The sequence below is a fragment of the Curtobacterium sp. 314Chir4.1 genome, from assembly GCF_900215175.1.
GTDB lineage: Bacteria > Actinomycetota > Actinomycetes > Actinomycetales > Microbacteriaceae > Curtobacterium > Curtobacterium pusillum_A.
In genome coordinates, this window is the sequence record NZ_OCMI01000003.1 from 193,014 (window position 1) to 203,948 (window position 10,935).

8 protein-coding genes are annotated in these 10,935 nt (G+C 72.2%); 5 read left to right on the plus strand and 3 right to left on the minus strand.

The features are described from left to right. Positions 1 to 48 precede the first annotated feature (48 nt). Entirely contained in the window at positions 49 to 1,083 is a 1,035-nt protein-coding gene (locus CRP27_RS09905; RefSeq protein WP_097180522.1) for a cation diffusion facilitator family transporter, read from the plus strand. Between the two features lie 27 nt (positions 1,084 to 1,110). On the opposite strand, the gene CRP27_RS09910 is transcribed toward CRP27_RS09905, so the two are convergent. Then, positions 1,111 to 2,646: a phospholipid carrier-dependent glycosyltransferase gene (locus tag CRP27_RS09910; protein ID WP_141399734.1), complete on the minus strand. Its 1,536-nt coding sequence runs from the start codon at positions 2,644 to 2,646 to the stop codon at positions 1,111 to 1,113. An 85-nt stretch (positions 2,647 to 2,731) separates the two neighbouring features. After that, the gene (locus tag CRP27_RS09915; RefSeq protein ID WP_097180524.1) at positions 2,732 to 3,331 is read right to left on the minus strand and encodes a TetR/AcrR family transcriptional regulator; all 600 of its coding nucleotides are present in this window, start codon (positions 3,329 to 3,331) and stop codon (positions 2,732 to 2,734) included. Positions 3,332 to 3,363: 32 nt separating this feature from the next. Here CRP27_RS09915 and CRP27_RS09920 point away from each other — a divergent pair, with 32 nt between their 5' ends. From CRP27_RS09920 to CRP27_RS09935, 4 genes are read left to right on the plus strand one after another with little or no spacing between them, the layout of a single operon-like run. Then, positions 3,364 to 4,992, plus strand: a complete 1,629-nt coding sequence (locus tag CRP27_RS09920; RefSeq protein ID WP_097180525.1) for an ABC transporter substrate-binding protein — start codon at positions 3,364 to 3,366, stop codon at positions 4,990 to 4,992. After that, positions 4,977 to 6,059 (plus strand): ABC transporter permease, encoded by a 1,083-nt coding sequence (locus tag CRP27_RS09925; protein WP_255257530.1) that lies wholly within the window; start codon positions 4,977 to 4,979, stop codon positions 6,057 to 6,059. The genes CRP27_RS09920 and CRP27_RS09925 overlap by 16 nt, the downstream gene beginning before the upstream one ends. After that, positions 6,056 to 6,937: an ABC transporter permease gene (locus CRP27_RS09930; RefSeq protein WP_097180526.1), complete on the plus strand. Its 882-nt coding sequence runs from the start codon at positions 6,056 to 6,058 to the stop codon at positions 6,935 to 6,937. The genes CRP27_RS09925 and CRP27_RS09930 overlap by 4 nt, the downstream gene beginning before the upstream one ends. Beyond that, positions 6,934 to 8,565, plus strand: coding sequence for an ABC transporter ATP-binding protein (locus CRP27_RS09935; RefSeq protein ID WP_097180527.1), 1,632 nt, complete (start codon positions 6,934 to 6,936; stop codon positions 8,563 to 8,565). The genes CRP27_RS09930 and CRP27_RS09935 overlap by 4 nt, the downstream gene beginning before the upstream one ends. 677 nt (positions 8,566 to 9,242) lie before the next feature. Here CRP27_RS09935 and proP read toward each other — a convergent pair. Then, complete coding sequence (gene proP / locus CRP27_RS09940) at positions 9,243 to 10,832, minus strand: glycine betaine/L-proline transporter ProP (protein ID WP_255257531.1); 1,590 nt, start codon at positions 10,830 to 10,832, stop codon at positions 9,243 to 9,245. Positions 10,833 to 10,935: the final 103 nt, after the last annotated feature.

Here is a 10,935-nt window from a genome sequence, read left to right on the forward strand (position 1 = left end):
TCGGCGCCTGTTCGAGAAGAGTCTAGCGGACGGGAGCATGCTGGAGCGATGCCCGACTCTCCCGAGCAGGAGGACCGTCCTGAGTCCCTGCTCACCGTCATCATCGCGTTCGGCGCGAACCTCCTCGTCGCGATCGCCAAGACCATCGCCTCGATGATCACCGGATCGGCGTCGATGGTCGCCGAGGCGGCGCACTCCTGGGCCGACACCGGGAACGAGGTCTTCCTCCTCGTGGCGGAGCGTCGAGGAGCCCGGAAGCGCGACACGGCGCACCCCCTCGGGTACGGGCGCGAGACCTACATCTGGTCGATGTTCGCGGCGTTCGGCCTGTTCACCGCGGGTGCGATCGTGTCGATCTACCACGGCATCACCGAGCTCGGGGACACCGGCCCGGCCGAGGACGTCGTCCTGAACTACATCGTGCTCGCGGTGTCGTTCTGCCTCGAGGGCACGAGCTTCCTGCAGGCGTACCGGCAGGCGCACGGTGCCGCGACGAAGCGTCGGGTCCCGGTGCTGCGCCACGTGCTGCAGTCGTCGAACCCCACCCTGCGTGCGGTGTTCGCCGAGGACGCCGCAGCGCTCGTCGGGCTCGTCGTCGCGTTCCTCGGGGTGTTCCTGCACCAGATCACCGGCCTGGCCGTCTTCGACGCCGTCGGCTCGATCGCGATCGGTGTCCTGCTCGGGGTCGTCGCCGTCGTCCTCATCGACCGCAACCGCCGGTTCCTGCTCGGCGAGAGCACGTCACCGGAGCTCGAGAACGCGGTGCTCGTCGAGCTGCTCCGCCGTTCGCAGATCGAACGGGTCACCTACCTGCACCTGGAGTTCGTCGGACCGTCGCGGGTGTACCTCGTCGCCGCCGTCGACCTGACCGGCAACGAGAACGAGGAGCACGTCGCGGTGCGGCTCCGGGAGGTCGAGCAGTCGCTGGAGGACAGCCAGTACATCGAGGAAGCGGTCCTCACGCTGAGCTACCCCGGGGACGCCTCGCTGCGGCCGACGAGCGACGAGGTGCCAGAGGTCGTGCGGGACGGCACGGTCGAGGACGTCGCAGCCGGCGGCGCGGGGACGCTGCGCACGGAGTGACGCGGCGCACCGGTCGCCGCGGGGCGGTCAGCCCTCGACCGGGCCCGTCTTCGTCATCGTGAACGACCGGCCGTCCCGCATCACCCACACGCGCAGGTCGTCGACGCGGAAGGAGTCGAACTCCGACCGGTGCTCGGTCAGGAACGTCCGGAGCGCCGGGGTCATCGGGAACCGGTCGTCCGTGCCCTCGACCACCACGCGGTACTGTCCGCTGTCCACGTACTGCATGAAGCCGCGATCGCTCCGGAAGTAGACCGCGAAGGCCGGACGGTTCAGTCTCGCGAAGAGCACCCGCGCATCCGCCGCGTCGTGACGAGCGAGCGCCGGCTGGAGCGCGGCGAGGCCCGCCGGACGCGCCTGCTCGACCGCCACCGCGAGCTGCGCCGCCGGGACGACGGTCGCAGCGACGAGCACGCCGGCGAGCACCGCCGTGACGGGTGGTCGCACCCTGGCCAACCGCACGTACCCGATCGCGGCGAGCGCGAGCGCGAACGGCATCCAGGCGTCGTAGTAGTGCGGGAGCGCCACGCCGACGGTGCAGTAGAAGACGATGAGCGAGCCGAGCGCGATGCCGAGCACCGCGACGAGGCGGTCCGGCCGGATGACGACGGCGCAGGTGATCCCGAGGACGACGACGACGAGCATCGTCCAACCGATCCCCTGCTGCAGGTAGACGAAGTTCGCCCACCACGGCGAGTGCTGGTAGTCCCGCCCGAGGACCTGGGTGACGTGGCCCTTGAGGTTGTGCTCGTCCTGGAAGTCGAGCATGTACTGGATCGCCCGGACCCCGCCGACCGGCACGTACACGACGACGAAGACCACGGCGAAGGCCACTGCGGCGACCACACCGCCGGCCAGGAGGCGCCACCACTGCCGGAAGAGCACCGGCACCGCCGCGATCGCGACCAGCAGGACCGCGGTCGACACCTTCGAGGTCACCGAGAGGGCGAAGGCGGCACCCGCGAGGGCCATCCAGGGCCACCCGGCGAACGCCCGCGCGGCCGTCGATCCCTCACTGGCCGGGTCGAGCGTCCGACGTCCGCTGCGTGCCGGACCGACGGCCCACCGCCACGTGAGTGCGAGTGCGAGCACCGCGAAGAAGACCATGACGGGTTCGAGGAGCGCGAGCCGGTCGATGCGGGCGGCCGCGCCGCTCGCGACGTCCCCCCAGGTCGGCTTGTCGCCGCGGGGGGTCAGCCACCAGAGCCCGGCGGCCGCCAGCGCCGCCCAGAAGCCGACGGGGCGTCGGAGCCAGAGGAACAGCACGACCCCGGTCCCGAAGGCGGCGGACGTGGCGACCAGGCGCGGGGCGAGGCCTCCTGGACCGAGGACGAGCTGGGCGATCCCGTACAGGTACTTCGCGGTCGGTGGGTGCTCGAGGTTCGCGGTGAAGGTGCCGTGGACGTAGTCCCACGCGGCGGACAGGTAGGTGAGCTCGTCCGGGTAGAGCGTCTGCTGCCCGATGTGCCGGAAGGCCACGAACAGTCCCGCCAGGACGACCGCGACGAGTGCCGCGGACCGCCCCACCGTCCGGGCGCGTGGGGACGGTCTCCTGTTGGTCACGGTGAACGATCCTCGCACAGGAGCCGGGCCCTGCGGCTGCGTCCGCGCCGGTGTCACGGGCTTCCGAGGAGGGCTGAGCGCGGTCTCAGACCTCGTCGAGCCCCGCCGCGACCGGGCTGAGCGCTGCGGCCACGTAGTGGACGAGCGGCTCGCGTGCCACCCCGTCGGCCACCCAGACGCCGAACGCCGCGCCCGCGGCTCCGAGCATCGCGCCGGACACGGTCTGTGGCCAGAGCGCTGCCGGGTGGTCCCCGGTCCGGCCGGCCACGAACGCCGCGACGGTCGCGTGCTGCGCCGTCACCCGGGTCGCGACGCTCGCGACGAGTTCCGGACCGATGCCCATCACCTCGGCCTGGGCGATCGCCCACGGGACCCGCTCGGGGTCGTGGGCGCGGGCCGCGGCGAGCAGTGCCTCCTCGACGGCACGGACGGCCGAGGGCTCGGTCGACGCCGCCAGCAGCTCGGGCAACGACGCGACGGCGGCGTCCAGGTCGAGCCAGAGCACGTCAGACTTCGCCGTGAAGTAGTTGAAGAACGTGGCCCGGCTCACCCCGGCGCGGACGGCGATCTGGTCGACCGTGGTCCTGGCGTAGCCCTGCTCGAGGAACAGCTCCGCGGCGGCGTCCGCCAGCACCTCGGCACTCGAGCGTCGGGGCCGTCCACCGCGGCGCATCGGTTCGTCCATGGGCCCCAGTAAACCGCTAGACTCGTCCAGCCATGATCTTGGACTCAGTACAGAAAACCGTCACGGCGGTCGCCGGCGCCGCAGCGCTCCTCCTCGTGCTCGCCGGGTGCACCGGCGGCGGCACCGCGAGCTCGACCAGCACCCCGGTGAACGGCGGCACGCTCGTGTACGCCTCGGGCGACGCCGAACCCACCTGCCTCGACCCGCACGTCGGCGGCAACTACCCGCAGGCGCTGCTGTCCAGCCAGTACATCGAGGAACTCACCGCCCTCGACGACGGCAAGCCCGTCCCCGCGCTCGCGAAGTCCTGGACCACGAGCGACGACGGGAAGGCCCTGACGTTCACGCTCCGCGACGACGTGGCCTTCACCGACGGCACGCCCTTCGACGCGGCGGCGGTCGTGGCGAACATCGAGCACGTGCAGGACCCGGCGACGGCGTCGAGCACGGGGTACCTCGCGCTGCAGTCGATCACGAAGGCGACCGCCACCGACGACCACACCGTCACGCTGACGCTGAGCCGTCCGGACAGTGCCCTGCTCGAGTCGTTCTCGCAGCCCTGGGTCGGCATGGAGTCCCCGAAGGCCCTGCAGCGCTCGCAGGAGGTCAACTGCGAGTCGCCCGTCGGCACCGGCCCGTTCGAGGTCACCGCCTGGAAGCACGGCGACCGCGTGACCCTGACCAAGAACGCGGAGTACACGCCACTCACCGGCAACACGAAGCCCCGCCTCGACGGCATCACCTGGCGCTTCCTGCCCGACTCGACCTCGCGCTACGCGGCACTGCAGTCCGGCCAGGTCGACGTCATCGACAACGCCCAGCCCGACCAGCTCAAGGCCGCGTCGTCCAAGGGCTCGATCCGCGACCTCGACGCTCCGCGCCCCGGCGCGTCGAACCGCCTCGAGCTGAACTCCGGCCACGGTGTCTTCCGTGACGAGGCCGTTCGCAAGGCGTTCATCGCCGGCGCCGAGATCGACCCGGGCATCCGGTCGCTCTTCCTCGGGACGGCGAAGCGCTCGTACTCGGTCCTCTCCAGCGTCGAGCCGTACGGCTACTCCGACAAGAGCCTGTTCGAGTACTCCCCGAAGAAGGCGAAGCAGCTCCTCGACGACGCCGGCTGGAAGGTCGGCAGCGACGGCATCCGGCAGAAGGACGGCCAGCAGCTCACCGTCACGTTCCCGGTGTCGACGAACCAGTCCGTCCCCGCCGAGCGCAGTCTGTTCCAGCAGATCCAGGCGTCCGAGAAGGCCGTCGGCATCAAGGTCGTCCTCAAGGAGCTCGACCTGTCCAGCTGGTACGCGGCCCTGGCGGCGAACCAGTACGACGTCGTCAGCGCGCCGTACACGAAGGTCGGCGCGGACGTCCTCCGCATCCTCTACGACAGCGCGAGCATCACGCCCGCACCGTCGGGGTACTTCGCAAACCTCGCCCAGCTCGACGACCCGGAGCTCGACGACCTGCTGCAGCGGGCCGCGCAGACCTCGGACACGTCCGAGCGCGGCGACCTGTACGAGCAGGCGCAGAAGACCATCCTGGCGAGCGGGACGGTGCTCCCCCTGTACGACCAGCAGAACCACTTCCTGATCCGGTCGTCCGTCCACGGCGTGCAGACCACGGCGGTCTCGACCCCGTGGTTCGGCACGGCATGGATCGACCGCTGATCGCGACCTCGCGATCGTCGGACTGGAGGCACGGGTTGCGTCGCGGACGTCGGAGCGCGCCCGCCGGGTGGTCGGCGTGGGCCCTGTGGGGACTCCGCCGCCTGGCCGGCGGCATCGGCGTGCTCTGGGCGGTCGCGACGATCGTGTTCGTCGCGATCCGGCTGATCCCCGGCGACCCGGCGCTCGCGATCCTCGGCGGGCCGGGGTCGCAGGCCTCGGCCGAGGCGGTCGCCCAGGTGCGACAGGAGTACGGCCTCGACCGACCGGTGCTCGTGCAGTACGTCGTGTTCCTGGGGCGTCTGGCGACCGGGCACCTCGGTGACTCGTACGCGTTCCGGACCCCGGTCGCGACGCTCCTCGGGCAGCAGCTCCCGGTGACGCTGACGCTCGCCGTCCTCGGGCTCGTCGTCGCCTGGGCGCTCGCGATCGTCGCCGCGTGGTGGTCGACGCAGCGCGGCCGGTTCGCCGCGGGGCTGACGAGCGCCCTGAGCGTCACCGCGAGCGTCACGCCGCACTTCTGGCTCGGCAGCGTCCTCATCGTGGTGTTCGCGAGCGCGCTGGGCTGGGTCCCGGCGGTGAGCGACGGCACCGCCCGCGGCTGGGTCCTGCCGGTGGTCACGGTCGCCGTGCCGGTCGCCGGGTACCTGGCCGAGACGGTCCGCGACGGCGTGGTGGACGCACAGCGGTCGGCGTTCGCCCTCGCCGCCCGGAGTCGCGGCGAGACCCGCGCCGGGCTCTTCGGCCGACACCTACTCCGGCACGCCGCACTGCCGGGCATCGCGCTGTCCGCCTGGGCCTTCGGGTCGCTCGTCTCCGGGGCCGTCGTCGTCGAGTCGGTGTTCGCGCTCCCGGGCATCGGGCGCGCCCTCGTGACCGCGGTCACGCAGCGCGACATGCCCCTCGTCGCGGGCATCGCGCTCGTGTCGGCGGCGGCGTACGTCGTCGTGCTCGCCGTCGCCGACCTCGTCGAGCGGTTGGTGGACCCACGTGCCGACGCGACCCGTCCCGTGGTCCGCACCCGGCGGCGCGCCCCGCGCGTCACCCGACCCGAGGCGGGCGCGCGGTGAGCGGCATCGCCGAGCCGAGCCTCCAGGCCGGTGCCCAGCGCGACCCGTCCGGCGGACGGTCCGAGCGATTCCGTGGGGGGACGCTCGGCCCGGCCGGAACGGTCGCGGCAGCGGTGGTGGCGGTCGCGGTCGTCGCCGCCGTCTGGCCCGCGCTCCTGGGCGGCGGTGACCCGCTCGCCGTGCACCCGTCGGACGCCCTGCTCCCGCCGAGCGGCGCCCACCCGTTCGGCACCGACGAGTCCGGCCGGGACGTCCTCGCCCGCGTCGTCGCGGGGACCCGGGCCTCGCTCGTCGTCGGGGTCGTCGCGACGCTCGTCGGCGGCGGGGTCGGCATCGTGCTCGGCGTCGTCGCGGGGCTGGGCGGTCGGGTCGTCGACGCCGTCGTTGGCCGCATCACCGAGGTCGCGTTCGCCCTGCCGCTGCTGCTCGTCGCACTGGTCGTCATCGCGGTGACCGGTCCCGGGCCCGTCCCGGCGATGCTCGCGGTCGGGTTCGCCACCGCACCCGGGTACGCCCGCATCGTGCGGGGACTCGTGCTCCGTGCGCGCACCTCGCAGGTCGTCGAGACCGCCGTCGTGATGGGCCGCTCCCCCGGCCGGATCGTCCTCCGGCACGTGCTGCCGGCCGCGCTCTGGCCGGTGGTCGCCGTCGGGACGCTCGGCGTCGGGCAGGCGATCGTGTGGGCCTCGGCACTCAGCTACCTCGGCGTCGGCACACCACCACCGGCCCCGGAGTGGGGCGCGATGCTCGCCGACGGCCGTACCTACCTGCAGACCTCCCCCTGGATGAGCACCTTCCCCGGTCTCGCGATCGTCGTGCTGGCGACCGCGGTGACGGTGCTCGGCCGGGCGATCCGACGAACGGGAGCCCTCCGATGAGTGTCCTCGACATGCACGGCCTCACCGTCGCGATCGGCGGGACGACCGTCGTGCACGACGTCTCGCTCCGGGTCGGGGCAGGCGAGTGCGTCGCGCTCGTCGGGGCCTCCGGTTCGGGCAAGACCGTCACCGCGCGTGCTGCGCTCGGCCTGTCCGCCGCGGGCTCCGCCGTCCGGGTCGACCGGCTCACCGTGGCCGGCCTCGACGTCCGTGCGTTCTCCGACCGGCGGTGGCGAGCGGTGCGCGGATCGCGCATCGGCTACGTCGGCCAGGAGGCGCTGGGCGCCCTGGACCCGCTGCGCCCGGTCGGACGCGAGGTCGCCGACGCACTCCGACTGCACACCGACATGACCGCGGCGGCACGGGTCGACGCTGTCCAGGACGCCCTGGCCGCGGTCGGACTCGACCCCGCGATCGCGACGGACGAACGGCTCGCGGGCACCCTGTCCGGCGGGATGCGCCAGCGTGCGCTCATCGCCGCCGCGACGGTGGGGTCGCCGGAGCTCGTCGTCGCGGACGAACCCACCACCGCGCTGGACGCCGGGGTCGCCGTCACGGTGATGGAGCAGCTCCGTGCCGCCCAGACGCGTGGGGCCGGGCTGCTGGTGATCACGCACGACCTCGGGCTCGTCGCGGGCTGGGCAGACCGGGTCGTCGTCATGCACGAGGGACGCGTCGTCGAGGAGGGACCGGTGGCCGCGGTGTTCGCGGCGCCGCAGCACGAGGCGACGCAGGCCCTGGTGCGCGCCGCGGGTGGCGCGGACGGTGGTGCGGACGCAGGTGCGGGCGCAGTGTGCGAGGTTCCGGACACCGTGCGGGGCTCCGAGGCTCGCACGTCGCGCGGAAGCTCGCACCGTGCGGGCCCGGTGCTCGCCGCCGACCGGATCGCGCGCGCGTTCGACGGGGTCCGCGCGCTCGACGACGTGTCGTTCGGGCTCGAACGAGGACGGGTGCTCGGGGTGATCGGCGCCTCGGGGTCCGGCAAGACGACCCTTGCGCGGATCCTCCTCGGACTCGAGACCCCCGACACCGGGACCGTCGCGCTCGACGGAGCACCCTGGGTCCCCCTCGACGAACGCGAACGACGCCCGCACCGGCACCGGCTCGCCGCGGTCGTGCAGGACCCCGGTGCGACGTTCGACGAGCGGTGGAGCGTCGAACGGGTCCTCGCCGACGCGTTCTCCGGCGGTGCCGAGCGATCGGCTCGTGGGTCGCTCGGGCAGCGGGTCGACGCCGCGCTCGAACAGGTCGGCCTCGACCCCGCACTCCGCAGGCGGTCCCCGCTGACGCTGTCCGGCGGGCAACGGCAGCGGCTCGCGATCGCCCGGGCGCTGGCGACGTCGCCCGAGGTGATCGTCCTCGACGAACCCGTCACCGCACTCGACGCCACGGTGCAGGACGCGGTGCTCACGCTGCTCGAACGGCTGCGCGACACCACCGGCGTGGCGATGGTGTTCGTGTCGCACGACCTCCGGGCGGTGCGGCGGATGGCCGACGACGTGCTGGTCGTGCACGAGGGGCGCGTCGTGGAGCACGGCCCCGCGGCGTCGGTGTTCGACCGTCCGGCGCACGCGGTGACGGCGCGGCTGCTGCACGCCGCCGAACGGCTGGCGACCGGCGTCGCGTAGCGCGCTCCGCGCGGCCCCGAGTCTCGGGCTGGGCGACAGTTCTCGCGGCGCAGCACGCGAGAACCGTCGCTGGGCGCGAACGATCGTGTGACCGAGCCGAGTCTCGGGGACGCACGCACGGCCTCGGACGCGACCACGGCCCGCCGTGCGGTGCGCGGCGGGGTTGCAGCGTGCCTCCAGGCCGTGGCGTGTCCGTTCCTTCCCAGAACGGGTGCGATGGGAAGCGGAATCGGGCGTACCCGGTCGAAAGGAACGACCAGGTACGCCCGAAAGGGCACGGCGGCGGCCCGGCGGGCACCTCCGGGCCGCCACCCGGTCGCCGCGGGCGGCGCGGAGCGCGGTGCGCGGCGCACGCCCGGTGTTTCCCAGAACGGGTGCGATGGGAAGCGGAATCGGGCGTACCCGGTCGAAAGGAACGACCAGGTACGCCCGGAACGACCGGGTACGCCCGAAAGGCACGGCGGCCTGGAGGCACGGTGGCGGCCCGGCGGGCACCTCCGGACCGCCACCCGGTCGCCTCGGGCGCTGCGCGGTGCGCAGAGCGCGGCGCGCGCACGGTGTTTCCCAGAACGGCTGCGATGGGAAGCGAGAACGGGCGTACCCGGTCGAAAGGAACGACCGGGTACGCCCGATTCCGGCAAGTACCCCGCGGAGCGCGGAGCCCGAAGCGGGAGCGACTAGGAGCCCGCGGGCTCCTTCTTCTCGTCACCCGACGACGGCGCGTCACCCGAGATGATCGGGATCTCACTCGTCGCGAACTCCTTCGCCCAGTCGGACTGCGCGAACTCCGACGACTCGTCGTTGTAGTCCGCGATGACCTCGGCGACCTCGTCCTCAGAACCGACGGTCGGGCCGGAGCCCATGAGCGGCGTGGCAGCGGTCTCCTTCGTGAAGTACACGGCGACCAGCCCGATCACGGCGGCGAGCATCAGGTAGAACGCCGGGATGTCCTCGGCCCAGCCGAACCCGTGGTCCTTCGCGGCGTTGATGAGCGCGGAGGTCGCGAGCGGGGTCGTGCCACCGAAGAGCGAGACCGACACGTTGAACGCGATCGCGAGGGCGCCGTACCGGATGATCGTCGGGAAGAGCGCGGGGAGCGTCGAGGGCATCGTCGAGGTGAACGTCACGAGGACGACACCGAGGATGAGCAGGCCAGCGAAGACCCCGAGACCGGTGCCGGTCTGGACGAGCTTGAGCGCCGGCCAGGACAGCAGGATGAAGCCGATGCAGCCCGCGGCGAGCACCGGACGACGACCGAACCGGTCGGAGAGCCGCCCACCGAACGTGATCACGACCATCATGAGCAGCATCACGACGACGATCAGGATGAGACCGAACGTGGCGTTCTGCCCGAGGTTCTGCTCGAGGTAGGTCGGCATGTACGACAGGAGCATGTAGTCGGTCACGTTGAACACGAGGACCAGGCCGATGCAGATGATGAGTGAGCGCCAGTTCTCGGCGAAGAGCTTGAGGAACGGCGTCTTCTGCGCCTCGCGCTCGGCGGCCTGCTCCTGCTGCTTCTGGAAGGCCGGGGTCTCCTCCAGCTTGAGGCGCAGGTACAGACCGATCAGCCCGAGCGGGCCGGCGATGATGAACGGGATGCGCCAGCCCCAGCTGAGGAGGGCGTCCTCGGAGAGGCCGAACTGCAGGCCGGTGACGATCGAGGCACCGAGCACGTAACCGGCGAGGGTGCCGAACTCGAGCCACGAGCCCATGAACCCGCGGCGCTTGTCCGGCGAGTACTCGGCGATGAAGGTCGCGGCGCCGCCGTACTCACCGCCGGTCGAGAAGCCCTGCACGAAGCGCGCGACGAGCAGCAGGATGGGTGCCCAGAAGCCGATCGAGTCGTACGACGGGATCAGGCCGATCATGAGCGTGCCGGCGGCCATCAGGATCATCGTCAGCGCGAGGACCTTCTGCCGGCCGATCTTGTCGCCGATCGGGCCGAAGACGGCACCGCCGATCGGGCGGACGATGAACGCGGCCGCGAAGAAGCCGAACGTCGCGACGATGTTCGCCGCGGGGTCGCCCTGTGGCAGGAACACCTGCGAGATCGTGACCGTCAGGTACGCGAAGATGCCGAAGTCGAACCACTCCATGGCGTTGCCGAGCGCAGCGGCGGCGACGGCGCGCTTGAGCAGCGACTCCTCGACGACGGTGACGTCGTCCTCAGTCAGCTTGCGGCGGGCGCGCTTGGCCTGGGCCTTGCTCCGCACGGGCTTGACGGGGTGTCCCTTGTGGGACTCCGTCGGGTTGTTCGTCGGCAAATCGTCCTCCGGTAGTGCTGAGTCTTTCCTTCGGGCATCCGACGGACGGCAACACTGCGGCTCGCGAGCCCATGGACCGCCCGCCGAACAAACTCCGACAGAC